This is a genomic window from Gloeobacter violaceus PCC 7421 (assembly GCF_000011385.1).
GTDB lineage: Bacteria > Cyanobacteriota > Cyanobacteriia > Gloeobacterales > Gloeobacteraceae > Gloeobacter > Gloeobacter violaceus.
Genome location: NC_005125.1, coordinates 1,903,009 through 1,928,193 on the forward strand (window position 1 = coordinate 1,903,009; position 25,185 = coordinate 1,928,193).

The window sequence follows — 25,185 nt, forward strand, 5'->3', positions numbered from 1 at the left end:
ACCTCGAATCAAGGATTGGTCTGGTTGACCTGGAAATTGTCGTAGACAATCTGCACTGCGGGAGCGTCTTTGCTGTAGGCCATGATCCCGGACCGGCTGCGGCGGTCGAAGTAGCGACCTTTGTCCGCCCCGGCCAGCGTCACGGTGCCGGGCAGCAGCACCTGACCGGTGTCAAAGGTCGGGTAGATTGCTCTGTAAGCCGCCCGGACCGTGCTGTTTGTCGGATCGGCTATCAAGAACACTTCCAGCGACTGCACCGAAGCGGGATCGGTGAGGGTGATTGTGCTTAGCGAAGTGCCAACGGCCCGGCGCTCCTGGTAGAACTCGATGCCGACGGTGCCGGGGGCGGTGGCCCGGGCCACTACTTTGATGAAGTTATCCTGGTCCGGTCCGAGAAAAATGCCGGATTGCTGATAGGGCGGCGTATTGAGTTGTGAGAGCGGTCCGAGGATCTTGGCGCTGACGGTAAAGGGGATCGAGCGACCGTCAAACGCCAATTGCAACCCATTGATGAGGGTGTTGTCGGTGCGGCTGGGGCTGGAGTTGGCGGTGGTGAAGACGAGGGTGCCGGTGTTGTTGAAATCGAGCCGCAACAGACTGGGGTCGTAGGAGACCACTGAGGAGAACGTATCGCTGCTGTTGCGCTGGGCACTGAGAAAACCGAGGCCCTGGCCATTGGTATCCACCAAGCTGTTGGAGACCGAGGAACGAAAATACAACACCAGCTTGGTGGAGCCGGGAGCAGGGGCGACGACGGCCGGGTCGAGACCGGAGTTTTCGGGCCGTGCGTTGGTGAGCAAGAATACCCCGTCGTTGTAATCAAAATTCTTGGGAGTGCTGGGCCCAGGCTGAACATTGCCCGGATCAGCCACGGCGTACCAACTGTTGACAATCAGTCGACCGAGACTGTCGCGGGCAGGATAGAGCCGCCAGTTGTGCAACAAGTCGGGCTTATTCAGGTTGTCGTCGGTGTAGGTGTCGCCGTGATAGAGAGTCAAAGCGCTACTGGGATACTCGGCGATATTGCCTGTCGTCGGTGTGAGGCTGGTGACACCGAAGTCGAGCGTCACTTTGGGCAACAATTTCTGGTTCTCGCCACCGTACTCATCTGTGCCGCCTACGAAGGCGTAGATGAGACTGTTGTTGCCGTTGGTGCCTGCTTTGGCATAGTAGTTGGTATATCCGCTCACATCGGTGCCGCGGCCGGCGTATCTGCCCAGTGGCCACACATACAAAGGTTTGCTCGCATCGGCGCGCACCCAGTACGGAGAGTAAACCTCCTCGCCGAGCCATTTTTTAGCCCCGCTAGGATTGAGGCTCTCTGAACCCACGACAGTGCCGAAACCAAACGTGCGGACAATCTCGGCAATGGAAGGTTCGAAATTACCTTCAAAGTCAGCGGCGTTGAGTCCGGCCAACTGCACCTTGGCACTGGGCAAAGCCGGATCGTCTGAGTTGATGGTCAAAGTGGCATAGTTTTCGCCGTTGGTGGTGTGGGTAGGGCTGCCTGAGACCACACTCGAGACGCGCTGGGGAGCAAACTGAACGGACAGATTCAAAGAAGCGCCGGGAGCAAGCGTCAACGGCAGTGCCGGGGTGTTGAGAATCTGAAAGTCTCCGGGTCGTTGATAATCGGCGGTTCTCCCGCTTACTGCGTTTGCGGCTTCCTCCGAATTGCCGAGCAACAGACTATTAATCGTCAGTGGGCCAGAACCGGAATTGGTCAGCGTGATTGACTTTGCTGCCAGTATTTTTCCACGGGTTGTGCCGAAAACAACCCGATTCTTGACGATATCGGCTTCCGGTGTCTTCAACAGCAGTTTGCCCGTGGCCTGGGCGCGAGACGGGGCAATGGGCAAAAAGCCCATCCACAAAAAGCCCACACATGCTACAGGAATGAGACTATGCATCAGTCCCAACCAGACTTTCCCAACGTTCATGTTCATGCCTTCTCGTGAAAAACATCCACAGTTCTAACGCTCAGCTTGCATTGGGTACAGCTGTTACCGACCCATTTAGGACATGTGAAGTTGCGCTTCATCCAGCACTTGGCCCCGATTGCGAACTTCGGTTTCCACTTCCCTTCGCCACATATCAAAGGGTTTACCATCCCAATGTTTGTAGGGAATAAAATTCAGGATCAACGCCCATCGCGGATTCTGATTGTAGCCACCCTGATGAGCAATCAACTGATTTGATAACGTTAGCATGCCTGCTTGACCAAGTATCGGCTTGCTGCGTTGCCCGCTATAAAAAAGAACCATGTCTCCAAACTTGTCGGAGCGAGTGTATTTTTCGTGACTCCAGCGCAAGGTCTTCCACCGCACGTACAACAAATTAACCAACTTGCGCACGACATGCCGATGGGAACAAGGAATAACATGGTAAGGACCATCCTCCAGTCCAACGACGTCATTCAGGTAGACAAATGCTTTGTAGCGCAATGTCAAGCCATCGGTGTGTAACCGCCTCTTGGTGGTACTGTCGGGCATATCCAGCTGAATGACGGCACTCTGCGCCACCAGACGGTCGCCGGTTCGCTCCTCGAGCATCCGCTGCACTGTGGTTAACAGCTGCGAAAAGCGCGGGTCCAGCTTCTGAACATTGATAAACTGGACAATACCAAGATTAATGTCTCGAATTTCAGACCGATAATTGACATAGCACTTGCCCCCGTCTTCATCGTCAGTTCGATAGTTTTGGGCGGGGATAATGCAGCTTTCACCACTCATATACTTTTTGGCAAAATCAATGATTTTGCTGCAGTCTTGGCGGCCAAGAAAAGCAGGAAAAACCTCGTAACCTTTGCGGGTGAATGTATTGATTGGCTGGCGGTAGATATCGAAAGCGGACACAAGAATTTCAGAGCTCATGCGGAAATAATTGCGTAAGTAATTAGCCAACTTTTGCAATTTGTGCATTGTTCGACTCGACAGATTGTGGAAGGTTATGCTGGGCATTTGCCCTCGCAGGTAAGATACTGAATTGTATTTGCTTGCGTTTTGCCCCGCTTGGGGGAAATTTTCCGCACTTTCGTTTATTCTACGGTAGATTTTCCGAGAGGTAGAACTCATTATCTCGGATTCTCTAAAGAACAATGTCAATATTTTTGTAATAATACTTATTGATTAATTCAGTCGAACATTGATTAATAAAGACATGATCAATGTAGACAAACAATAATATTTTCTTTTCTGCTTTCCCTTCCTACTGAAAGCCTAAGATTCGGTTTTAGGCTTATCGATTATGCGTAAATGTGTTCAGGCTTTGTAGCTGTTCGCGTTCTTGCCAAGAGTTTGTCGAATCAACAGAATTTCCGGAGAATTTATGCGCCTCAAGTTAGCGTTTGTTTGTGGATTTTCAGCGCTTTTTGCATTAAATCCTGTGCAGTTGCCAGAGCACTTCATGGGTTTGGTTATAGATCAGCCTTCTGCCTGGGCGGCCTCGTCGCCGACCGTGAGCAGCTTCTCACCGACCAGTGGCGGACCTGGCACTCAAGTCACCATCAACGGCAGCAACTTCGACGGTCTCGAAAATATCAACTTCAACGGTGCCTACGCAGCCTATATCTGGGTGTCTTCCAGCCAACTGAAGGCGACGGTTCCATCGGGGGCAACCACTGGTAAAATCCAAGTCAAAACAACTGTCGGTTCCGCCAGTAGCTCCAGTCAATTTACGGTGCCTGAGGTGATCAGCAGTTTCTCGCCATCCAGCGGTCCAGTCGGAACTTCGGTGACCATCAACGGCAGCGGATTCAGCAATAGCGTCAGTTCTGTTAAATTCGGAGACGGCTACGTCAGTTTCGTGCGCGAATCTGCGGGAAAGATTCAAGCAACGACCAATACCAGTGCCTCCACCGGCAAGATCATCATCAACAATGGAGGCACCCTGATCAGCAGTTCCGGAACTTTTACAGTGACCACACTCCAACCGAGAGTGGATAGCTTCACGCCGACCAACGGGCCACCGGGTACTAAAGTCGTCATCAAGGGTGCAAATTTTATCAACGTGAACTCTGTTCAAATCGGCAGCATCTACCTTGCCTTCACGGTAGATTCTGAAACCCAGATCACGGCCACCACCAAAACCGGCAACGTGAGCGGGAAGATTACAGTCACCACCCTGGACAACGGTTCGGCCAGCAGTGCGGGCAGTTTCACCAGTGATCCGCCCAAGATCACGAGCTTTTCTCCCATGAGCGGCTCGGCTTATCCTGTGACCACTGTCACGATTAACGGCCTCAACCTGGTCGGGATCAGCGGCGTTTCCTTTGATGGCGCCCCAACCAGTTACCGGATCCTCTCCGACAAGAAGTTGGAGGCTGAAGTCCCCTGCCCGGCCCGCACCGGGACGATCTCCGTCAAAACCTTCGCCGGGACCATTTACAGCACCTCCAACTTTGGGGTGCAAGACGCCGGGGTTCCCGAAGACATCCCGACTCCGATCGCCTGCCTGGTCACTCCCACCACTCCTCCGCCGGGCTTCACCGCCGCGACCTACTGGGCGGTGGCCCTCGTCGACACGGCCAAATCGGGCACCGGTTCGGTCGAGGTGGCCTACACCCAACTGTGGTGCACCATCGACGGGGTCGATACCAAACTGGCGGACGACGTGGGTACGCTGTTCGGGGGGCTTTTCTCCCGCGACACCTGGGATGGCGCCCCCGTATCCACCCCGATGCCCTGGACGTACAACCCCACCAACAATTCGGCCATCGTCTATCCTTCCGAGAACCCGGATTTGTTTTACCACTGGTACATGCCTACACCCCGCGCCTCCTGGCCCTCCGATGCTTCGGTCACCAGCTGCCGGGTCAAGACTCGGGTGAAAATTTCTGGTTCGGCGCTGTTGCAGATGGGCGGGGACTGGTGGTTGAACTCGACCGCCGCCTGGAACGGCGAACAGGTCAACAACCGGGCCATGGGCAACACCAACTGGTACTTCCCGAACGGGGAATGGCAGGACATTACGTTCCCCTAACACCTTCAAACTCCTTGACTGCCGCTCCGCCCAAGCAGGCGGAGCGTTTTGTTTGCGATCAAATCGAGCATCACGTTGCGGTAGGCAAGGGCCACCCGGTCCCAGCCAAATCGCGTCGCACTTTTTTGTGCCCGCTCCCGCCAGTTGTCCGCCAGCGCCTGCCGCAGCGCCGCGGCGTAGGCATCGGCATCGGTCACATCGCACAGCAGGCCCCCGTCGCCTACGATGAGCTGTCGCACAGCATCGTCGGTGGCCACCACCCCAAGGCCCGAAGCCATCGCCTCCAGATAGCACAGCCCCCAGGGTTCGTCGATCGATGGGAGGGTAAACGCCCGGCAGGCGCGGTAGACAGCCGGCATCTGCGCATAGGGAAACGTCGCGATGCGAAAGCGCCCCGCACCGAGTTTCTGCTCGCCGAGAGCGGCAAAGTAGGGACGATCGCGGCCGTCGCCGCAGATGAGCAGCGAGACGCCCGCAAGCCGGGAGACCGCCTCGATGGCGAGATGGACCCGTTTGTGGCCTCCTTGCCACAGCGAGGCTACGCACAGAACCACCGGACCTTCGAGGCCCAGATCGGCGCGCTCGCCCTCCGGGCTGAAGCGGGCCAGATCGACGCCGTTGGGGATGACGGTCACGGGCTGCTGGGGACTGCGGCTACGGACCCGCTCGGCAATCTCCTCGGAAAGGGCCACCAGATGATCGGGCCTGAAGCCCAGGTTGCGCTCCAGCAGCCGCCCCCCCCCCACCAGACCGCAGTGCTCGGTAAAGAGCACCGGCGTACCGGTAAGGGCGCGCACCAGGCAGGCGACCGCCAACCCGCCGATGTCGTTGTTGGGAAAGATCAAGTCCGCCGGCCGCTTGATCAGATGCCATAGGCAGGGCAGAAAATTGGTCAGATGCTCCGACCAGATCTCGGGGGCGTCGATAAACGGTTTCCACAGAGGTGCCAGCTTCGGGTGCTCAAAAAATTCCCGAGCCCGCGTGCGCGGTATGCCGCCGGTCGGGATGCTCCAGGGACCGCAGTCCGCACCGCTGAGCAATTCCACTTCAAAGTGTTCGCTGAGCTGACGGGCCATCTCGATGCTGAAGACCTCGGCCCCGCCGCTGAGGTTGACGCCGGCGCTCGGATGGATGAGCACCACCCGATAAGGGCTCAAAACCGGCGCGCCGGTGGCCGCTTGATGAAAAAGCACAATTTGCTCCTGATGTCGAAATGGTGAAATGCTACCGCCGGATTCAATAGGCTCCCTTTTTCGCCAGGACCACCAGCGCCGTCCTCCACAAAATCCACAGATCCAGACCCAGCGACCAGCGATCGACGTACTGCAAATCCAGCTCCAACATCTGCACAAAGTTCAATTCGCTGCGCCCCCGGACCTGCCACAGCCCACTCATTCCGGGCAGCACCGACTGCCGACGCGCCAGTCGCCGGGGCTCCACAAATGTCCGGGCTTTTTGGCAATCGCGCTCCTGCAGCGGCCGCGGACCGACCAGGCTCATCTCGCCTGTCAGCACGTTGATCAGTTGGGGAAGCTCATCGAGGCTGGTGCGGCGCAAAAAGCCGCCAAGGCGGGTGACGCGCGGGTCGTTTTTCATCTTGAAGAGCACCCCGCCCTCCGATTCGTTGAACGCTTCGAGGCGCTCAAGCCTGACCTCGGCATCGGCGGTCATGGTGCGGAACTTCCAAACGCGAAAGCGCCGCTCGCCCAGACCCATACGGACCTGCCGGAAAAAAACCGGTCCTGGCGAGTCGAGTTTGATGAGCACCGCGATGAGGAGAAATACCGGAAAGAGCAGCAGCAGCCCTGCTACAGCCCCGGAAAGATCGAGCAGGCGTTTGCCGGCCAGTTGGCCCGGCAAGGTACGCAATTGAGAGTCCCGGGTAAGAGTGTCCATTATTATTTTCTGGTTGTAGAAGATACAATTTTTGCCAGTTCATCCGGCTTGAAAGGCGGTTTTTGCGCCTCCAAACCGAAGATTCTGACGATAGCCAAAGAAGCAAACAGCATGTACAAAGCGACCACCAGCGCCGCCGCGGCTACCGGCGGCAACGCCAGCAAGGCGGCGCAACCAGCCGCCCCGACCGCCGCGAGGGTAGGCAGCAGCACCGGCTTTGCCGGCACACCGAGATTCCAGCCGGAGGTGCGGCAGACCGCCACCCAGAACCAGCCGGTGGCTCCGGCGCCCATGACCAGAGCGACGGCGATGGCGACGCCCACGACTCCCCCCAGCCAGGCACCCAGGACATACGAAGGGAGCGTGAGCGGGACGAGAACCCAGTTGATCCGCGCGTTGATGCCCGGCTTGTCGAAGGCGTTGAGGGCGGTTCCGATGATGGACATCAAGCCGCGGGCGTAGGCAAAGATCAGGACCAGCTGAAAGAGCACCGCCGCCTCGGCCCACTCCTGCCCGTAGATAAACGGGACCAGCCAGGGGGCCAGCACGAAACTCAGCGCATACACCGGTGCACCCAGCAGGGCGTACTGCTCTAGAGCACGGCCCACATAGGATTGCTGTTCGGCGCGATCCATATGCGACAGGGCCGTAAAGTGCACCCGGTTGACCTTGGTCAACGCGAAGACCGGCACCATCGCCAGCTGGTAGGCCACGTTGTAGAAACCGAGAGGCTCGGCCCCCAGCAGCCTACCGATGACGAGGTTGTCGCCGTTGGTGTTGGTCTGCACGGCCAGGTTGATGCTCATCATATCGGCGATGTAGCGGCGCACCGCCTGGATAGCCTGGGGGTCCGGCCAGAACGAGTAGCGAAAATGATAGCCGCTGGCGCGTCGCCGGGCGACAGCATCGGCGGCCGCATAGGCGATCTCACCGGCTGCAAAGGCCCAGACTCCCCCTCCAGCCAGGGCGCACGCGACTGCCCCGACCAAGCGTGCCCCTCCTGCAGCACAGTCGCACAGAGCGATTTCGCGAAAGCGCATCTGTCTGAGGAGCACCGAATCGTGGGCACCGGTGCCGGCATTGATCAAGAAGATCGTCCCGTGCAAAGCGGTGAGCGGCCACAAAATCGGCTCCCCAAAAAACAGCGACAGCGGATAGCTTGCCAGAACCTGGAGTACGAACAGCCCGACGGAGACGTTGACACCCAGGCTGTAGACGGCATCGACCATGCGTTTGTCGTCGAGCCCACGCTGGACGAGCACTGCGGCGATCGTCCCGTCGCGAAATAAAAGCGACAGACCGGTAAGCACCAGCACCATCGCCCACAGTCCGAAGTCGCTGGGCGAGAGCAACCGCGACAGTAAAATCTGAATGACGAACTGGGAGGCTTTGACCAGCACAAAGGCGCCGAGGAGCAGAGCGCTGCCCTGGGCCAGACGTCCGCGCAACGGCAGCCGCTGCAGGAAAGCGCGCAGCCGATGGAAGGGATGGGACACGATCACCTCGAATGTGATGCACTTGTCTCCCAATCACGGTTCAGGAACGGGAGGAGGGGGGAGTGTCGCCAACGCTGAAAGGGGTGGAGGTGAACTTGGCGCGGAAAAAACCTCGCAGGCCGATGCGCAGTACGGTTTTGCCGTCTTCGGGCGACGCGACGCAGATCGTCCGGTACAGCAGCCGCCAGAGCAGATCCCGCGGCCGGGATCTGCAGGCGATGCCCTCGCGCAAAGTGAGGGCGATCATCTTCCAGGCCGGGTAGCGCTTTGCACCATCTTGCAGAGCCAACATCGCCTGATAGTCGCCGTCTCGCTCCAGGTCGAAGCGCTCGGCAAAGCCGTGTTTTGCGGCCATCGTGTTGATGAATTCGGCTACGGTTTTGTAGGACATCAGCGCGTAGGCAAAGTTGCCGCTGCGGCTGCGCCGGTTGTTGCCGTGGATGCGGTAGTACATCAGCGGCTCCTCGATGCAACCCACCTGGCCATAGAACGGCGCCACCGCCACCAGATAGCAATCGGAACCGTTGTTGTAAGGACGGCCCGCAACGATCACCTCGCGACTGGGAATGGGAGTGATCTTCTCAAGCATTGCTCGGCGATAAGCAAGCCCCGAGGTGATGGCGCACGGGTAGCGCCCCCAGTTCAGGAGCATCTTGCGGACATCTCCGGCAGCAAAAGTGCGCACGCCTTTGCCAATCACGCCGTTGTCGGCATCGACGGAGATCCACGGGTGGGAGATTTGCATCCAATCCGGGTGCTCCGCGAAGGCCTGCACCACCCGCTCCAGTTTGCGGGGATGGTAATAGTCGTCCGAATCGAGCAGACAAACGATTTCTCCGCGGCTGTGGCGCAGGGCCGTATTGTAGGCCTCGGCTTGGCCGCTGTTGCGCTCAAGAAAAATCGCCTGGACCCGCTCGCCAAAGGAGCGGATCACCTCGGCGGACCCGTCGGTGGACGCGTCGTCCACAACGATCAGCTCAAAGTTGGAGTAGGTCTGCCCGAGAACGCTCTTGATGGCCTGGCCGATAAAGCGGCCAAAGTTGTAGTTGCACATCACGACGCTCACCAGGGGCAGCTGGAGACCGCTTGCAGCACCGCTATTCGCTTCGAGTTGATTCATGACATGCTCCGCGTCATTCTGGAGGACACTGCCGTTTTGGACGGCTTTTGGTCAACGACAAGCAGGACACACAACAGCACCACCGACAGGCGCACAATCTCAAAGGCTACGACCGCCGAAATCATCGTCCAGAGCACCAAAGTCCATAGCCCGCAGTCGGGACGCTCGTCGCGCTCCTGCCAAAGCCGTAGCCACAAACTTGACCAGAACGCCACAAACAGTGCCGTTCCCACAAAGCCCTGGCAGTACAGTAGCGAGCCGAGGATGAAGCTGTGGCTGCCAATCTGGGCGGGTTTATAACCGGGGATCACCGTTTTGCCGGGCATCCCGAAACCGAACAGCGGCAGATCCTCGGCCACTTTTTCGAACGTCCTTTCGTAGATGAGTCGGCGGGCGTCGGTCGATTCTTTGCGAAAGTTGTCCGTCGATTGCACCGTCCCCTGATAACTGCCCAGCACCGCCTCGGTTACCGGCGGCACGCTCAAGATCGTGAAGCTGCCCGCCGCCGCCAGAGCCAGCACAGCTGCGATTCCGCCGCTTTTGCCCAGGCTGAACACAAACCGAAGGGCCGCCACGATAGCCAAGCACAAAAGGGCCGAGCGGGTTCCGGTCAAAAGCAACGCCAGCAACCCGGCTCCGCCGAGCAAGAAAGGCCAGAGGCCCCTGCCGCTCAATGACAACAAGCACACAAACGCCATCGCCTGGCCGGCAAATTCGGGATGGGCAAAAAACGAACTGTAACGAGCCCCACCGAAGAAGTTGAAGCTTTCGCTCGAATCGAGAAGACGCAGGTAGTTCGAATCTCCCATTCCCCCGGCGTATTGCTCCTGCTTGCCCAGCAACAACCCAGTCAACGAACGCAAAATCGGGACATTGCCGCCCATTACAATCTGAGCGACAAACCAGAGCGCCAAAATCTCAGCCATGAGCACCGCGCCGGCCCAAAGCGCCACCCGCAGCCGCACCCGGATATGATTGCTCTGGATATACCAAAGCAATAATCCGCCGCTCAGCCAGTGGGCGAGCGGGCCAAGCAGTGTGTGTCCAGTGATCGCCTGCGCATTGAGATTGATGTTGACCCAGCAGTAGACCCCGAAGCACAGCAGGAGTACCGCCTCCAGCCGCGGTTTAGCAAGGCGTATCCGGCCGAAGCGCCACCAATCGCTGAGGGCAATGCCCAGCAACAGCAACAGCAAAATGTACGCGTAGCCTATTCCCCACCAAACCGGCAGCAACACAATAATCCCAAAGACAATGCGCTCGGCATGGGTCAGCTGCTCCCAGGCGCTCTGGACTCGACCCAGGAGACTGGGGGGTACTGCAATCGTGGTTGTCATGGTTGGTTCGCCTAACTTTCGGACGACGAGGCGAGGGCCGGCCGCTCGTAGCGGTACCGGTAGGACCCCTTGGCCGATTCGCCGCCGTTGATGACCAGGTGAACGCTGCTGCCAAAGCGCTGCAGGGCGGCGAGGCTGGCGTTCACCTCGTCGCGATTGCTCACTCCCGGACGGACCACAAACAGCACGTTGCCGATGGCCGCCGCGATGAGCTTCGTTTCGGCCACGAGATCCTCGGGGGCGGTATCGATGAGGACGTAGTCGTAGCCCCCGGCACTTTCCAATTCGCTCAGGTAGCGGCTGAAATGGCCCCGGGCGATGTACTCTCCGACGCTGGTGCGCTCATCCGGGCGGCCGGCCGGCAGAAAGCTCAGCGACGGGGCAAGGGCTACCGGCTCGCTTCCCGGTCCCACCTGCAGCTTGCGGCCGAGGCCCGCCTGGCGAAAGTCGGCGTCGACCACCAGCACCCGAAAACCCAATTCGCGCAAAGCTTTTGCCAGCCCCAGGGTGACGGTGGTTTTGCCTTCGCCGGTATTGGCGCTGGTGATCATCAACCGCCGCGCGGGCAAAGGCAACAGGCTGACCACCGAGGCGAGCTGCCGAAACTCCTCGGCTTCGGCGGCGCTGAGGGCGGCGTCTTTGAGTTTGGGGATGCGGCCCAGCACCGGCAGACCGGTACTGTCCAGTTCGCGCACACCGAGCATCGGGTTGCGCCGCTCCAGCCACAGCGCCAGGGCGATGCTGCCTGAAAGCATCGCCACCAGCCCTCCGACGGCGACCAGCAGCCCCGAAGGAGAAGGTTTGGAATCGACCGAGGGCGCGTCGAGAATCTGTACGTTCGGATAGGCGTCGAAGGCGTTGACTTTGGCCTGCTGCACCTGAGCGACCAGACCCCGGTAAATCCCCTCGGCAATCTCATAGCGCCGCTGCAACTCCTTCAGCCGGCTTTGCTGGGGAGCGAGGGTGCGCAGGCGTTCTTCGAGGGAAGCGGCTTTTTCGCCGATGCGGGCCGCCTGGTTGGTGAGGGCGCCATTTTCGGCCTGCGACTGCACCAGTTGCAATATCAGGTCGATGCGCGAATCGCGGTAGCTGTTGCCCCCGAGTGAAACGTTCACTTTGCTCGCGTCGGGTACGATGCTGCCGACTTGCTGCTTGATTTTGCCCAACAGTTCCTCGCGCTGGAGCTCGAGCGATTTGACGCGCAGGTTCTTGCCGGTGTAGAGTCCCCGCGCCTGGGCCAGTTGCGATTCGATGTCGGCAAGGCGTTGGCGCAGGGCTTGAAGACCTTTGTCCTCCCCTAAATTGAGGGCGGCGGTGGCGCGGCGCAGGTCCATGCCGACCGCCTGCTCGAGGGCCGTCGCCCGCCGGGCGGCGGCTTCGGCCTGAGCGAGGGTGAGCGTCTGGGTCGAGCGCAGGGAATTGAGGGTCTCGACGATCCCGCGGGTCTGATCGTCGGCGTTGACCAACCCGGTGCGCCGCTGGTAGCCGTAAAGCTCCACCTGGGCGGTTTGTAGATTGTTTTGGGCCTTAGCCGTTTCCACCCGGCTAAATTCGTCGCGCCGCCGGGCATCGTCGAGGCGCAGGGCGTTGAGGCGCGTCTGGTAAGACTGGAGCACCCATTCGGCACGCTGCTGGGCCAGTTCGGGACTCGAACCTTTGGCCTCCAACTGCACGATGGTCGATTGATCGCCAGGTTTGCCTTTGAACAACTTGCCGTAGGTGTCAAGGCGGGTGAATTTCTCGGTGCGCTCGGGGTCTTTTTGCCAGACCGGGCGCAGCACATCGCTGCTCAATAGAATGTTGGACTGGATGCTGGTGGGGTTGAGTTCGTTGGAAAACGGCAGCCCCTGCTGCTGGATGTTGCCCAAGGGTCCGAGATTCGCACTGAGGTTGCTGCTGGCGTTGGGCAAGATGAGCTGAGCCGAGGCGGTCCAGGTGCGCGGATAAAACACGGCGATCCCGACGGTGGCGGCCAACAATACGGTGTTGAGGGCCAGCAACGGCCGCCAGTGCCGACGTCCGATTGCAACGATACTGCTCATGGCAAAGTTTTCCTCAGGTACGGTGGGCGACTAGCGGAACAACCACACAAAAGGCATCAACAAGGGCGAGAGCAGGCTCATGACGCCGCTGGTATTCGCCGTCGAACCGGCGTCGAGCACGACCGAGTCGTCCTGCATCAACTTCGGATCGCTGCTGCCGCCCAGCACCTCGGCCATCTCAAAGCTCTTGGCGGTACGCTGACCGCCGGCCGGATCGGTGCGAATCAGCGTCACCTTGCGCCCCGAGCGCAAAAACGATTCGCCCGAGCCGCCCGCGGCCGTGAGCGCCCCAGCGAGGGTGGTGCCGGGCCGCAGCTTCACTGGTCCCGCCGAGCCCGCCGGCAAATCCTGGCCCGAAACGTAGACGGTAATGGTCTCCGGAGCCAGTTGGGTGGGCAGGTTGCTCGCCTCGGACTGTCTCGGTCCAAGGCTTGCCACGATGATGCGGTCGCCGCCGATGACCGGGGCGTCCTGGCCCGGCGGCAGCTTGATGCGCTTGCCGGCGCGCTCCAGTTCGATGGCGGTCACATCGGCGTCGGGTCGCACCCCGCCCGCCTCCTTAATGGCGTTGTAGACAGTCCGGGTCGCACCCGGTTCGCTCCCGGCGGTGGAGCGGATCGTCAGTTGCCCAGGCCGGTAGACCGCACCGGCGACCTCGACGGAGGCGGGGCTCAACGAAACTACGCGCACCGACACATCCGGCACCCGGATGAAGTTCCGCAGGCGAGCGGTCAGTTCCTCCTGCAGTTCGATCTCCTCCCGTCCTGCCGCCGGTATGCGGCCCAGTTGCGGCACATGGATGGAGCCGTCCGCACCGATGAGAAACCCGGGATCGGTACCGTCTTTGGCCGAACCGAATTCTTCGCCGTTGGCCACCGCCACCGAGACCCGGTCAAAGGTGCTCAAGGTTGTGGCTTCGGCCGGTGGTCCGGCAAATCCCAGGCCGCAGAGCGCGAGCCATCCGATACCCAATCGACGCTTGTTCCGGCAAGCGCGTTGCATGGCTTCCTCCTTTGAACTCTTGCTCAATTCGGACCTAGAGACCTCAGTCAGGGGCGTCCGACGCCGATATAGGTCAAGCCCGCCGCCCGAGCGGCGGCGGCGTCGAGACAGTTGCGCCCGTCAATGAGAATGGGCTGGCGCAGGCGACGGCGCAATACACTCAGATCAATCTCGCTGTAGAGCGGCCATTCGGTCATCACCACCAGGGCATCCGCCTGGGCTGCAGCCGCGAGTGGGTCGGCCGCCACCTGCATTTCCGGCAGCTGTTCGCGCGCCCGCTCGCTGGGTACGACCGGATCGTGCGCCACCACCCGGCAACCCAGGGCGACGAGCTGCTCGGCCACCTCAAGCGCCGGTGCGCAGCGAATGTCATCGGTGTGGGGTTTGAAGGCCAATCCCCAAATCGCCACCGTCCGCCCCTTGAGGATGCGCAATTCCCGCTGCAGCTTCTCGACGACGCTCTGCTTCTGCGCCTCATTGACGGAGAGGGTCGCTTTGAGCAGCGCGCACTCGTAGCCGTACTCCCGGCCGGTACTGACCAGGGCTGAGACATCTTTTGGAAAGCACGAGCCGCCCCAGCCCGCCCCAGCGTTCAAAAACGCCCGACCGATGCGCTTGTCGAGGCCGATGGCCTCGGCCACCTGCTGTACATCGGCGCCGACGCGCTCACAGATGTTGGCCATTTCGTTGACAAAGGAAATCTTCGTGGCCAGGAAGGCGTTGGCGGCGTACTTGATCATCTCGGCGGAGGCGAGGTCGGTCACCACCAGCGGCAAGGCCCTACCCAGCGGTTCGGGCGCAATCCAGTGGGCATACAGTTCGCGCATCACAGCCACGGCCTGCTCACATTCTGCCCCGATCACGATGCGGTCGGGATTGAAGGTGTCCCAGACCGCCGACCCTTCGCGCAAAAATTCGGGGTTGCTCACCACATCGAAGGCGGGCTCGACCGGATGGGCAGTACTCACTCCCGGCGCACCGACCACCGTCGCTCCTTCCAGTTGCCGCGCTCCCTCTTCGACGAGCATCCGCACCCAGTTGCCCGACCCGACCGGGACGGTCGACTTGTTCACAATCACTCGGTAGCTCCCATCGAGGTGGCTGCCGATACCCCGGGCCACCGCCCGCACCGCCGTCAGATCCGGCGAGCCGTCCGCACGCGATGGGGTACCGACGGTAATGAAGATGATTTCGCTGCCACGCGCCACCTCCGCCAGATCCGCCGTAAATTCGAGCGATCCGTTCGCGCTGGTACGCTGAACGATATCCTCCAGACCGGGTTCGTGGATCGGAATCACCCCGCGGCGTAGACGCTCGATTTTGAGCGCATCGTTGTCCATGCAGCGCACCCGATGGCCCACTGCAGCCAGACAGGCGCCCGTGACCAGACCGACATACCCGGTACCGATGACTCCGACTCTCATGCGATTGCTTCCTGTGTGATTTAGCAAAGTCCGGACCCGCCCGGGGAGCGCTCGTCAGCCCCCCCCCCACGTCTTTGCCGGCGGGGGCAAGGCACAGCCTCACCGCTTTTACTTCCACCCCCCCCACTGCTCAAAAGACAGATCACCCCCATCTCTGGGGAACCGTTCAAGCGCACTCACAGGTGTCGTCTCGAGCAGACCCGAAGCAGCCGCCGGTAGGCGGCCAAGGTCGGTAGGTTGTGGAGTCTTAATACATTTCAACAAACGCAACATAGTCGACCGCGCCTGTATCATTCGGTATCGAAAACTACTTTTTAAACAAAAAAGCCTCGTACCTCGATCGACAAATGTAGCTTTGTTGGTAACGGAGCACCATTTTCGATATTGGCGACATCCATGGCTGGAAATGCCCGATTTCAGGGCAATGCAAGCTTTGTGTTCGATGAACCACAGCATCGACACTGTAGCGGGACTGACCTACAACGGCCTATTTTCGTGAAGCAGATAACGCTTTAGCCCAATAGCCGAGACTTGCCAGCCACGGGAGCCGCCTGTGCTCCTCGCCCCAGGCGGAGGTAAACCCAAATAAAATACAGTAAATCGACCAAAATTAAGTAGTTTAAATAGTGACCGGGAGTTCGGTAGACAGGCGCTGATTTCTCCGGATTTATACTTATGAATCGAGAGCGCGCGGACTTGTGTAGCTTTCCTACCGGAGAATAGCGCTATTCTCCAGCAGGACATTGGGGTTACGGCCGCTTCTCCCCCGGTGCGATCCCAGCCGCCGCCCGCTGCCCTGACGGCCCTGACTCCCCGCGAGCGGCAGGTCTCGGGACTGATCGCCCGGGGAGCGAGCAACGCCGAGATTGCCAGGTCGCTCTACATCTCAGAAGGAACGGTGAAGTTCCACATCACCAAGATCCTCAGCCGGCTCGGGGTGCGCGACCGCACCCAGGCGGCGATTCTGGCCAACGCCTGTGCCGAGTGGCTTTGAAGGTTCCCAGCTGCAAAGGACAGGTACAGACCTGCGCATCCGACTTGCGAGGGAAGCGTCCGCCCTACCGGCTGTGCGATGTTCATGACAATCGAGTAGGGCCACACCATGGAAAGCCAGAAGGACACCACCAAAGTCGACCTCACCTCCGCCTACGAACAAGCCCAGGAACTGGCCCAACCGGCCGAGGCGCCTGCCGCAACCGCCGAGCCCACGCCGGAAGCCGGTATCCTGGCGGTGGACGAGGGTCTCACCGAGCAGGGCAAACTGGTGCAGAGCGTGGTTGCCGGTGAAGCCGAGCAACCCGACAATCTTGGCGAAGGCCAGTCCAGCGATCTAGCCCCCGAGGTCGAAAACGCTGCGGAGCCCGACGAAGTCGATTCACCGCTGGAGCGCTTCGGCGGGCCGAATGCCGATGAAGAGATCCTCAATGAACCTGTCGATGAAGAACCGCGGGACGAGACCTCGGCGGGTTAAGCCCTCCGGCGGGGGGCGGTGTCGGCATCGGGCAATGTGGGACAATCGGTTGCAGTCTTCTGCCGAAACCGGCGATGCCAGCTTTTGACTTTGGTCCCTTTCCTGTTCTCAAAACCGAGCGGTTGCTTCTGCGGGAGGTGGTGCCGAGGGACGCGCAGGCGATCTTCGCCATCCGCAGCGATTACGAGGCGACCCGCTACAACATCGGCAGGGCGTACACGGGCCTGGATCAAGCGCGCGGCTTGATCGAAGACATCGCCGCCGGCTATGCCACCGGCAGTGAACTGCGCTGGGGAATCACTTTCGTCGGGCAAGAACGGGTGATCGGTATGGCCGGTTTCAATTATTGGTCCCCAGGGGACCGCCGCGCTTCGATCGGTTTCGATCTGGCGCGGGAATTCTGGGGGAAGGGGATCATGGCGGAGGCGCTGCAGGCAATCTTGCGGTTCGGTTTTGAATCGATGGCCCTCAACCGCATCGAAGCCGACACCAGCGCCGCCAATGCCGCCTCGAGCCGGCTGTTGTCCCGGCTCGGTTTTCGCCTCGAAGGCTGCCAGCGCGAACAGTATTTCCAAGAAGGCCGCTTCCACGATCTGCTAATCTTCGCCCTGCTGCGCCGGGAGTTTGGCCCTTGAGCATGGAGCGTCTCCGGGGAGTCTGGCTGACAAACGTCGGTAGCCGCGTGCTGCACTCGCGCGAAGCGATCGTCCGGGCGATGGACCTGCTTGCCCAAACCGGCTTCAACGCGGTCTTCCCCGTGGTCTGGAACAAAGGTTTCACCCTCTACCCGAGTCGGATCATGCTGGAACTCTTCGGCATCGAGATCGATCCGCTCTACGCCGAAGCAAAACGCGACCCGCTTGCGGAGGTGATCGAAGCGGCGGGGCGGGCGGGAATCCGGATGGTGATCCCCTGGTTCGAGTACGGCTTTGCCAGTTCGCCGCGCTCCGACGGCGGCCATATTTTACTCACCCGGCCCGCGTGGACGGCCCGGGTGAGCGGCGGAGCGCCGCTGGTCAAAAACGGTCTGGTCTGGATGAACGCCCTCGACCCCGAGGTGCAGAATTTCGTTCTCAGCCTGATGCTGGAGGTGGCGACGCACTACGACATCGTGGGAGTCCAGGGGGACGACCGCCTGCCTGCCCTGCCGGTTGAAGGGGGCTACGACCCGCGCACTGTCGAGCTGTTTCGCGAGACCACCGGCAGTGATCCTCCCGGGTGGGCGAGTGAGCCGGGTTGGGTGCAATGGCGGGCAGACAGGCTCACGGAATTTCTAGGAAGGCTATACACACAGATCAAATCCGTTCGGCCGGAATTGCTGCTTTCCCTGGCTCCGAGCGTCTACCCCTTCAGCTTGAACCACTACCTGCAGGATGTGGCCGAGTGGGCGCGGCGGGGTTGGTTCGACCTGCTCCATCCCCAGGTCTACCGCGAAAACTTCGGCCAGTACCGGCGGGAGATCGACAGGTTCAAACGGGATTTTCCACCCGAGGCGACGGGCCGGATCGCACCGGGGATCGCCTTCAAGGCCAACGGTGTCGAGATCGGCGTCGACGATGTGCGCAGGCGCATTGCCCTCAATTGCGAGCGGGGATTGGGGGGGGAAGTGTTTTTTTACTTCGACGGATTGTGTGCGAACGATGGGCGAATGGTCAAGGCTTTTCGAGACTGAATGTGAGAATTCGTAAGCATCTGCAAGTTCTTCGGACAGTCCCGCAAGCTTGAACGCACCTTTGCTTGCACAATCTGCACGAACGCCCCGGCGGCGTACCTTACAGTGGGCTTGTTCTGGTAATCGGGTATCGACAGGATGGCGGCTATGGGAAAAAGGTGGGTCGCGTTCGGCTTGGGCCTGGCAGGCTCGCTCGCGGCGGTGGCGGCGGTGGCGCAGCAGGTCAATTCGACGGCTTCGGAGCAGTCTTTGCGGCGGGCAAGGGCGGTGCTCGATGCGGGGATCGAAGCGCTGGGCGGGCCGCAGGTCCTGGAGAAGAGCCGCCGCATCACCCTCAAGGAAGTGGGCCACAGCCTGAACGCCTACCAGAGCGCGAATCCTGAGCCCCCTTACAGCAAAACCGCCTACGAGGAAGTGACCGTTATCGACTACAAGGACGGCCGATTGTTCAATGAACAAAAGTCGGCTTTTCCCGGAATTGTCGTCTGGAACCGGACGATCATCGACGGCCAGAATGGCTACAACCTGGACATGCGGGCCAAAACGGCGGTGGCGATTGCCGACCCGTCAATTGCCGCCAACCGCGCCATCGTGCGCAAATTGCCCCATTTGCTTTTGCGGGAAGCCCGTAACCGCGTCGATACCTTGCGCTGGGTCGGAGAAGACGACTTTGGGGGCAAAAAACAGCAGGTGATCACCTACGCCCGCGACGACGGCCGCCAGCTTGCCCTCTACTTCGATGCTCAGACCCGTTTGCTCACCAAGAGCGATTTTTTGTATACCGACCCGGCGGTGGGCGACTCGCGCTCCGAATTCGTCTATCCGGGCTACCGGGAGGTAGAAGGCGTCAAAGTGCCCACCGGCCGTTCCTTCTATAACGCCGGCGAGCCGATTCAAACGACCGAGTACACCCAGGTGCAATTCGGCCAGGCGGTGAGCGACGCCCAGGTGGCGATCCCGGCAAATTTCAATAAGGCCCCCGCCCCGACCCCCGACGGTGAGAAGCTGACCCAACTGGGCGATGGCGTGTATCTTCTCGAAAACGCGGCCCTCAACTACAACACCCTGTTCGTCGCTTTCGAGGAGTACGTTCTGGTGGTGGACGCCCCCGAGCCGCTGCCCTACTCGGCCCACACCAGCAGGGTCATCGAGCGGATCAAAAAGACCGTTCCGGGCAAACCAATCCAATATCTGGTGCTTACCCACCACCACGCCGATCATACCGGGGGCGTGCGGACCTATATTGCCGAGGGCACCACGGTCGTCACCACTCCGGGTAACCGGGGGGCGATCGAAAAGCTGATGGCCGGCCGCTACACCATTGCACCGGATGAGTTTGCCAGGAAGCCCCAACCGCTCAAACTCGAAACGATCGAAGGCAAAAAGCGGGTATTCCGAGACGGCAAGCGCATCGTCGAATTCTACGACATCGGTCCCAACCCCCATGCCCAGGAGATGGTCGTAGCCTGGCTACCCAAAGAAAAAATTCTCTTTCAGGCCGATCTCATCAACGTCAATGCGGGGGGCACCGTTCCCCCCGCCCAGGAGGCGACCATCAGCCTTGCCCAGAGGCTGGCACAGTTGGGGATCACCCCAGAGCGCATCGCCTGTGTGCATGGGCGGACGATCACCGCCCAGGAACTGCGCGCTTCCCTTGTCCAGGCGCGTGACGACGGTTGAAGGCCGCCCCTTGCGCGTTATCGAGCGCATAAGCTTGCAGGCAGTCGGAGCGCAGGCTTAGAAAAGCCTGCGATTCCTGCGCGCTGCCTCTCCATCAAGATCCCTGCTCCTCTCCGAACAATCGGCGCAGAATATGCCCTTGGGCTCTGTAGAGATCCTCAATACGTTCTTGATGGCGCTGCAGTTGTTCTTGCTGGGCGAAGATCTGACCCTGCTGGGTGAGCATCTGGTCCTGTTGGGTGAGCATTTGGTCCTGTTGGGTAAGCATCTGCTGTTGCATGTTTTGCATGACCGGCAGGATTTGGCCGAGGATGTTGGCCATCTGCTCAACGACCGAGCCGGTAGCAGCCAAATGCTGCAGCGTTTGGGTAAGCTGCTGGTTGAGCACCACTTGACCGGTGCGCAGTTCGGCAAGGAGGTCGAGCTGGTTGCCGAACTGTTGGACCAAAGCTTCCAGAACACGCTCGACACGCTCGATTCGATCGGGAGGTTGGCCGTTGGTGTTCATGGGTTGCCCGGGTTAGAAGTGCACGGCGATACTCTATTCAATCACTGCTGAATCTTTACTGTGCTTGCCCGTAAATTGCTGTCGGGTGCTGCTGGTAAAAAGCCCAGAGCTGATCGCCATAAGAAAAATGCCACCACTCCCCAGGATGTTGCTGAAAACCGGCTTCCTCCATGGCCGTGCGCAGTCTGGCGCGGTAGTAGTGAAATCGCCGCCCGATCTCAGTCGGGTCTTCAAAGTAGTGGTCAGGAGAAGAGCGCTCGGAAATCTCGTCGATTTCTCCACCCATGGCCACGGGTTTTCCAGACGTATCGGCCAGGGTCAGATCCACCGCAGCTCCGGTGCTATGGGGCGGGGGAGTGGCCGGATCGAGGCTCGGTTCGGCCCAGAAGCGGTGCACTTGCTCGACAAGTTCCGAGCGCTGTTGAGCAGTCAGCCTTTGCGCGTCCAATCCGAAATGGGACAGCAGATCCGCGAAAGTCCAATCGACCATGAACTGCTGCACAGCGATGGGCCGGTAGGCATCGAAGATGATCAACCACAGGTCCGAATCGTTTGTCTGCAAAATGCGCTGCGCCTCCAGCAAACGCTCGACCACACCCGATCGCAGACAAAACGGCGAAATCCGGCCGTAGGGAGCACCGAGGGCGATGTAGGGGTGAGGCTCGAAGCGCAGCAGAGCGGGCGGCAACTCCACCAGCGGCTCGCCGGATTCGACAATCGGTACTTGCCGGTACGCCCGATTCAGACGCTGCCTCCCACTTTGTCGCGGTAGAGGGCGAGCAAACGGTCGAGGGTGTCCTGGACTGTGAAGGTGTCGGTGTTGACCTCGATGGCGTCGTCTGCCTTGCGCAAGGGGGCGTAGGCGCGGCTCATATCCTGGTTGTCGCGGCTGCGGATCTGCTCTTTGAGCACTTCGATATCGGGTACCGGCAAACCTTTGGCCTTCAGGTCGTCCGCGCGGCGCAGCGCCCGCTCCTCGACGGAGGCGGTCAGATAAATTTTCAGTTCCGCCCGGGAAAAGACGTGGGTGCCGATGTCGCGGCCGTCAAGGATGACCCCCCCCGCTTCGCCGATGCGGCGCTGCTGGGCAACCAGTTCGCTGCGCACCCCCGGATGGGAAGACACGGCGCTCACGTGCAGCGACACCGCCTCATCGCGCACCGCCCGGGTCACTTCTTCGCCATCCACCCACACCCGGGTGGGAAAGGCACTCTGGTAGCCGGGGGCAAGCCGGATGCGCACCGCCCGGGTCAGGGCGCTGAGCCGCTCCCCATCGAGGGGATCGATTCGCTCCTGCATGGCCCTCCAGGTGACCGCCCGGTACATCGCCCCCGTGTCGATATAGAGAAACCCGAGCCGCTGGGCCAGGCGGCGGGCGAGCGTCGATTTGCCCGCTCCGGCGGGTCCGTCGATGGCGATAATCGGCCGGCGCTCGTGGTGCTGACCCAGCACGACGTTGTCGATCAGACGCGTGGATCCGACCCGCACCGCCGCCGCCACCAGCACCGGTCCCGCGTTGTCCTGACGGGGAGCGAGCCGCTCGGGATCCACCGCCGCCACGTATTCGATCTCCAGGCCCGGTTCGCTTGCGAGCACCGAACGGACGGCGCGCTCCAGTTCGCTCGCCTGCCGCTCGCCCCCTGCCCACAGATGGGCCGCTTTGTCGAGGGCGCGGGGCAAAGCGAGGGCGGTGCTCCGTTGCGCAGAACTCAAATAGACATTGCGGGAACTCAGGGCAAGGCCATCCGGATCGTGCACGGTCGGGCAGACGACGATGCGACCGCCGATATTGAGATCGCAGCAGACGGACTTGATCACCGCCACCTGCTGGGCGTCTTTCTGGCCGAAGTAGGCGCGCACCGGCTGCACCAAGTTCATCACCTTGGCCACGACGGTGGCCACACCGCTGAAGTGGCCTGGGCGCGAGAGTCCGCACATCACCTCGGTGAGGGCCGGATCCGGTACTACTTTGGTGCCGGAACCCAGCGGGTAGAGTTCGGACTCCGGCGGCGCAAAGACGAGATCCACCCCTTCGTGGCGGCAGAGTTCAAGATCGGCTTCCAGGGGCCGCGGGTAGCGGCTCAGGTCTTCGCTCGACCCGAACTGGGTGGGATTGACAAAGATACTGACCACCAGCACAGTGTTCTCACGGCGAGCGCGGGCGATCAAGCTGCGGTGGCCTTCGTGCAACGCCCCCATCGTCATCACCAGCCCCATCTCCACGCCGGCGACCGGGGCGCGCGCCCGCCGGAACGCTTCGAGCCTGGCCACGGTTTCGACGACTTTCACAGCGTTCCCCCCCGACCCGACGGCATCCGTGGGCTTCAACTGCCGACAGCGCTCCCCACCAGTCCCGTAAGCGGCGAACTGGCGCTGGCGTAGGTTTTGACCGGGATGGCCCCCGCCTGATGGGCAAGCCGGCCCGCCTCGGTGGCCAGGCCCATCGCACGGCCCATGGCGATGGGCTCTTCGGCCTGGGCGATGGCGGTGTTGATCAGCAGCGCCGCCGCTCCCATCTCCATCGCCCGGCAAGCCTCCGAAGGTGTGCGGATGCCCGCGTCCACCACCACCGGCACCGGCGATTCGGCAATAATGAGCGCAATGGCCGCCGCGTTTTGAAGGCCCTGGCCGGAGCCGATGGGAGAACCCAAAGGCATCACCGTGGCGCAGCCCATCTCCCAGAGCCGCCGGGCCAGGTGAAAATCGGCGTTGATATAGGGCAGCACCGTGAAGCCCTGTTTGATGAGCGTCTCCGCCGCCTGCAAGGTGCCGAGGGGGTCGGGCAGCAGGTACTTGGTCTCGGGGATCACCTCGAGCTTCACCCAGTGGTTGTCCTCCTGGCCCAGGATCTTCGCCATCTCGCGGCCGAAGTGGGCGTAGCGCACCGCTTCTTCGGCGCTCTTCGCCCCGGCGGTGTTGGGCAGCATCCAGAGTTTTTGCCAATTGAGTTCCTGGCCGAGGCCGCCGTGGCCCGGCACACCCTCCTGCACCCGCCGCACAGCGACGGTGACAATTTCGCTTCCAGAAGCGGCGACGGCGGCGCGCATCACCTCGAAGGAGCGATATTTGCCGGTGCCGGTCATCAGCCGCGAGCGGAAGGAGCGATTGGCAATCTGCAGCGCATCGGGCGGCGATTGGGTCTGGATCACAGCAGATCCTCCGTGTCGGGGTGATAGTGGTCGTCCCCGTTTGCCGGCGCCTCTTCTCCCTGCACCAACGAGTAGACCTGCTTGCCGACCAGCAGGCGGGTGATCCCCTTGCGCAGCAAGTAAAGGCGCGTCGAGAGAATCAGGTGCGCGGGCAGACGCAGCGGGCGGTGGTAGTGGCTCGAATAGCGCCGCGCCACCCGCTGGTTTTCAAAGATCGGAAGCGTTATTTCCTCGCGCTCGCCGTCGGGGATGGTGCCAATGTTGAAATCGCGCAAAGGCCGGGTCATCAGTTCAGAGGCGCGGTCCACCACCACCCAGCAGGTGCGCGGAAATTCGGCTTCTGCAAACGGCAAAACCTCGATAGGCAGCGACGATTCGGCAGTGAGGGTTTCCGGCTCCAAAGGCAACCCGTCTTCATCCTCTTCTTCGTCAAAATCGTCTTCTTCGTCGAATTCTTCGCCCGCGAAGCGCCCCGCGGACTGGGCAAATTCCGCCTCCAGTTCGGCAAACTGAGACGGTACCGCGGCAGAAGCTTCAGAAGATTCACCCGTCGACATCCGAGCTGGATCGGAGCGCTTGAGGATGCGGCTGCGCACTGGGGGGGGGTCCGCCGATTCGCCCTCCGGGCGGGCCGGGGCGGGCGGCGCCTCGGAGGCAACGGGCTCAAACTCCGCAATGGCAGGCAGGACTACCTCAACCGGCGGTTCTGGCGCCGGGGCTACAATCGGGGGGCTCTCGGGCTCCGGCTCCGGTTCTGCGGCAGCGGCTCTACGGCGGCGGCGGCGGGGCGGCTCTGCGGCAGGAGCCGATTCCACAGCAGCAGATGCTTCGAAAGCAGGCGTCGGTTCCACCTCCTCAGAAGTCTCAGAAGCTGGAACAGGTTCTGTCTCGGCTGAAATCTCAAAAATGGAGGCTGGATCGGGTGCTTCCGGGGCCTGGGAAGCAGCAGTCGGTTCGGGCTCGACGCCGACCTGGGGCGGCAACTCAGAGGCGAGCTCCAGCTCCTGCGACTCCGGAAGAACCGTCGGAGCGAGGGCTTCAAGATCCACCTCGCCGGCCAGTTCGCCCTCAACGATGGGTTGCAGCGCAGACGGTTCCTCCTGCAGGGCGACCGGCGCCACGGCGGGCAATTCCTCCTGCACCACCTCGGCAGGGGCGCTCGCTTCGGATGGGCCACGGGCAGCGCGGCGCATGGCGCTTAAGCCCGTATATTCCTGCTCGCTCAGCTCGCTTTTGAGCAGGCGGCTGATGGTACTTACACTGACCCCAAATTGCTCGGCAAGCCGGGTGGTCGAGGTGTGGGTTTCGCGGTAAAGCCGCGCAATGTCTTGCTTTTCTTGATCGCTCAGTTTGGCTCGGGCCATGGCGGATACTTGCCTGGGGTGATTGCTGATCAACCTCACTATCA

Annotated in this window: 20 protein-coding genes and 1 pseudogene; 6 read left to right on the top strand and 15 right to left on the bottom strand. The window is 61.0% G+C overall.

Annotated elements, in window-relative coordinates; translation table 11 throughout:
* Nucleotides 1-8: 8 nt before the first annotated feature.
* Both GLL_RS09275 and GLL_RS09280 read right to left on the bottom strand, forming a co-directional pair.
* A complete protein-coding gene (locus GLL_RS09275; protein WP_011141786.1) occupies nucleotides 9-1,946 on the bottom strand; it encodes a hypothetical protein in 1,938 nt (645 codons plus the stop codon).
* A gap of 69 nt (nucleotides 1,947-2,015) precedes the next feature.
* On the bottom strand, nucleotides 2,016-2,873 hold the full coding sequence (locus GLL_RS09280; RefSeq protein ID WP_231848431.1) for a hypothetical protein: 858 nt from the start codon (nucleotides 2,871-2,873) through the stop codon (nucleotides 2,016-2,018).
* Between the two features lie 454 nt (nucleotides 2,874-3,327).
* Between GLL_RS09280 and GLL_RS09285 the strand changes: the two genes are divergently transcribed.
* Nucleotides 3,328-4,980 (top strand): IPT/TIG domain-containing protein, encoded by a 1,653-nt coding sequence (locus GLL_RS09285; RefSeq protein WP_011141788.1) that lies wholly within the window; start codon nucleotides 3,328-3,330, stop codon nucleotides 4,978-4,980.
* 5 nt (nucleotides 4,981-4,985) lie between these two features.
* Here GLL_RS09285 and GLL_RS09290 read toward each other — a convergent pair whose 3' ends face one another.
* The 8 genes from GLL_RS09290 to GLL_RS09325 are packed head-to-tail and all read right to left on the bottom strand — an operon-like array spanning nucleotide 4,986 to nucleotide 15,297.
* Complete coding sequence (locus tag GLL_RS09290) at nucleotides 4,986-6,173, bottom strand: glycosyltransferase family 4 protein (protein WP_011141789.1); 1,188 nt, start codon at nucleotides 6,171-6,173, stop codon at nucleotides 4,986-4,988.
* Nucleotides 6,174-6,216: 43 nt separating this feature from the next.
* A complete protein-coding gene (locus tag GLL_RS09295) occupies nucleotides 6,217-6,876 on the bottom strand; it encodes a sugar transferase (RefSeq protein WP_011141790.1) in 660 nt (219 codons plus the stop codon).
* A gap of 2 nt (nucleotides 6,877-6,878) precedes the next feature.
* Nucleotides 6,879-8,372, bottom strand: a complete 1,494-nt coding sequence (locus tag GLL_RS09300; RefSeq protein WP_164928858.1) for an oligosaccharide flippase family protein — start codon at nucleotides 8,370-8,372, stop codon at nucleotides 6,879-6,881.
* Between the two features lie 40 nt (nucleotides 8,373-8,412).
* A complete protein-coding gene (locus tag GLL_RS09305; RefSeq protein WP_011141792.1) occupies nucleotides 8,413-9,492 on the bottom strand; it encodes a glycosyltransferase family 2 protein in 1,080 nt (359 codons plus the stop codon).
* Nucleotides 9,489-10,829: an O-antigen ligase family protein gene (locus tag GLL_RS09310; protein WP_011141793.1), complete on the bottom strand. Its 1,341-nt coding sequence runs from the start codon at nucleotides 10,827-10,829 to the stop codon at nucleotides 9,489-9,491. Before GLL_RS09310 ends, GLL_RS09305 begins: the two co-directional genes overlap by 4 nt.
* Nucleotides 10,830-10,840: 11 nt before the next feature.
* Complete coding sequence (locus GLL_RS09315) at nucleotides 10,841-12,871, bottom strand: GumC family protein (protein ID WP_011141794.1); 2,031 nt, start codon at nucleotides 12,869-12,871, stop codon at nucleotides 10,841-10,843.
* A gap of 30 nt (nucleotides 12,872-12,901) precedes the next feature.
* Nucleotides 12,902-13,873 (bottom strand): polysaccharide biosynthesis/export family protein, encoded by a 972-nt coding sequence (locus GLL_RS09320; protein ID WP_011141795.1) that lies wholly within the window; start codon nucleotides 13,871-13,873, stop codon nucleotides 12,902-12,904.
* Nucleotides 13,874-13,920: 47 nt separating this feature from the next.
* Nucleotides 13,921-15,297 (bottom strand): UDP-glucose dehydrogenase family protein, encoded by a 1,377-nt coding sequence (locus GLL_RS09325; protein WP_011141796.1) that lies wholly within the window; start codon nucleotides 15,295-15,297, stop codon nucleotides 13,921-13,923.
* Nucleotides 15,298-16,060: 763 nt separating this feature from the next.
* On the opposite strand from GLL_RS09325, the pseudogene GLL_RS09330 reads away from it, so the two are divergent.
* The 5 genes and pseudogenes from GLL_RS09330 to GLL_RS09350 all read left to right on the top strand — a co-directional run.
* Nucleotides 16,061-16,291 (top strand): annotated as a pseudogene (locus GLL_RS09330) (response regulator transcription factor); the annotation flags it as partial.
* Nucleotides 16,292-16,399: 108 nt separating this feature from the next.
* On the top strand, nucleotides 16,400-16,768 hold the full coding sequence (locus GLL_RS09335) for a hypothetical protein (RefSeq protein ID WP_011141798.1): 369 nt from the start codon (nucleotides 16,400-16,402) through the stop codon (nucleotides 16,766-16,768).
* 74 nt (nucleotides 16,769-16,842) lie between these two features.
* Nucleotides 16,843-17,403 carry a GNAT family N-acetyltransferase gene (locus tag GLL_RS09340; protein ID WP_011141799.1) on the top strand — a complete coding sequence of 187 codons (561 nt, stop codon included), beginning with the start codon at nucleotides 16,843-16,845 and terminating at the stop codon, nucleotides 17,401-17,403.
* Nucleotides 17,404-17,405: 2 nt separating this feature from the next.
* On the top strand, nucleotides 17,406-18,440 hold the full coding sequence (locus GLL_RS09345) for a glycoside hydrolase family 10 protein (RefSeq protein ID WP_011141800.1): 1,035 nt from the start codon (nucleotides 17,406-17,408) through the stop codon (nucleotides 18,438-18,440).
* A 147-nt stretch (nucleotides 18,441-18,587) separates the two neighbouring features.
* A complete protein-coding gene (locus GLL_RS09350) occupies nucleotides 18,588-20,120 on the top strand; it encodes an MBL fold metallo-hydrolase (protein ID WP_164928859.1) in 1,533 nt (510 codons plus the stop codon).
* Between the two features lie 94 nt (nucleotides 20,121-20,214).
* Here the strand turns inward: GLL_RS09350 and GLL_RS09355 are convergent, their stop codons facing one another.
* The 5 genes from GLL_RS09355 to GLL_RS09375 are packed head-to-tail and all read right to left on the bottom strand — an operon-like array spanning nucleotide 20,215 to nucleotide 25,141.
* On the bottom strand, nucleotides 20,215-20,628 hold the full coding sequence (locus tag GLL_RS09355) for a hypothetical protein (protein WP_164928860.1): 414 nt from the start codon (nucleotides 20,626-20,628) through the stop codon (nucleotides 20,215-20,217).
* Nucleotides 20,629-20,683: 55 nt separating this feature from the next.
* Nucleotides 20,684-21,322, bottom strand: coding sequence for a M15 family metallopeptidase (locus GLL_RS09360; protein WP_011141803.1), 639 nt, complete (start codon nucleotides 21,320-21,322; stop codon nucleotides 20,684-20,686).
* 47 nt (nucleotides 21,323-21,369) lie between these two features.
* Nucleotides 21,370-22,917, bottom strand: a complete 1,548-nt coding sequence (locus GLL_RS09365) for a bifunctional pantoate--beta-alanine ligase/(d)CMP kinase (RefSeq protein ID WP_011141804.1) — start codon at nucleotides 22,915-22,917, stop codon at nucleotides 21,370-21,372.
* 35 nt (nucleotides 22,918-22,952) lie between these two features.
* Complete coding sequence (locus tag GLL_RS09370; RefSeq protein WP_011141805.1) at nucleotides 22,953-23,777, bottom strand: thiazole synthase; 825 nt, start codon at nucleotides 23,775-23,777, stop codon at nucleotides 22,953-22,955.
* On the bottom strand, nucleotides 23,774-25,141 hold the full coding sequence (locus GLL_RS09375) for a hypothetical protein (protein WP_164928861.1): 1,368 nt from the start codon (nucleotides 25,139-25,141) through the stop codon (nucleotides 23,774-23,776). The genes GLL_RS09370 and GLL_RS09375 overlap by 4 nt, the downstream gene beginning before the upstream one ends.
* Nucleotides 25,142-25,185: the final 44 nt, after the last annotated feature.

Excerpts from the sequence above, each read along its gene's own strand:
- GLL_RS09275 (WP_011141786.1), bottom strand. The coding sequence starts at position 1,946 with ATGAACATGAACGTTGGGAAAGTCTGGTTGGGACTGATGCATAGTCTC.
- GLL_RS09280 (WP_231848431.1), bottom strand. The coding sequence starts at position 2,873 with ATGAGCTCTGAAATTCTTGTGTCCGCTTTCGATATCTACCGCCAGCCA.
- GLL_RS09285 (WP_011141788.1), top strand. The coding sequence starts at position 3,328 with ATGCGCCTCAAGTTAGCGTTTGTTTGTGGATTTTCAGCGCTTTTTGCA.
- GLL_RS09295 (WP_011141790.1), bottom strand. The coding sequence starts at position 6,876 with ATGGACACTCTTACCCGGGACTCTCAATTGCGTACCTTGCCGGGCCAA.
- GLL_RS09305 (WP_011141792.1), bottom strand. The coding sequence starts at position 9,492 with ATGAATCAACTCGAAGCGAATAGCGGTGCTGCAAGCGGTCTCCAGCTG.
- GLL_RS09310 (WP_011141793.1), bottom strand. The coding sequence starts at position 10,829 with ATGACAACCACGATTGCAGTACCCCCCAGTCTCCTGGGTCGAGTCCAG.
- GLL_RS09315 (WP_011141794.1), bottom strand. The coding sequence starts at position 12,871 with ATGAGCAGTATCGTTGCAATCGGACGTCGGCACTGGCGGCCGTTGCTG.
- GLL_RS09320 (WP_011141795.1), bottom strand. The coding sequence starts at position 13,873 with ATGCAACGCGCTTGCCGGAACAAGCGTCGATTGGGTATCGGATGGCTC.
- GLL_RS09325 (WP_011141796.1), bottom strand. The coding sequence starts at position 15,297 with ATGAGAGTCGGAGTCATCGGTACCGGGTATGTCGGTCTGGTCACGGGC.
- GLL_RS09335 (WP_011141798.1), top strand. The coding sequence starts at position 16,400 with ATGGAAAGCCAGAAGGACACCACCAAAGTCGACCTCACCTCCGCCTAC.
- GLL_RS09340 (WP_011141799.1), top strand. The coding sequence starts at position 16,843 with ATGCCAGCTTTTGACTTTGGTCCCTTTCCTGTTCTCAAAACCGAGCGG.
- GLL_RS09345 (WP_011141800.1), top strand. The coding sequence starts at position 17,406 with ATGGAGCGTCTCCGGGGAGTCTGGCTGACAAACGTCGGTAGCCGCGTG.
- GLL_RS09350 (WP_164928859.1), top strand. The coding sequence starts at position 18,588 with ATGGGAAAAAGGTGGGTCGCGTTCGGCTTGGGCCTGGCAGGCTCGCTC.
- GLL_RS09355 (WP_164928860.1), bottom strand. The coding sequence starts at position 20,628 with ATGAACACCAACGGCCAACCTCCCGATCGAATCGAGCGTGTCGAGCGT.
- GLL_RS09375 (WP_164928861.1), bottom strand. The coding sequence starts at position 25,141 with ATGGCCCGAGCCAAACTGAGCGATCAAGAAAAGCAAGACATTGCGCGG.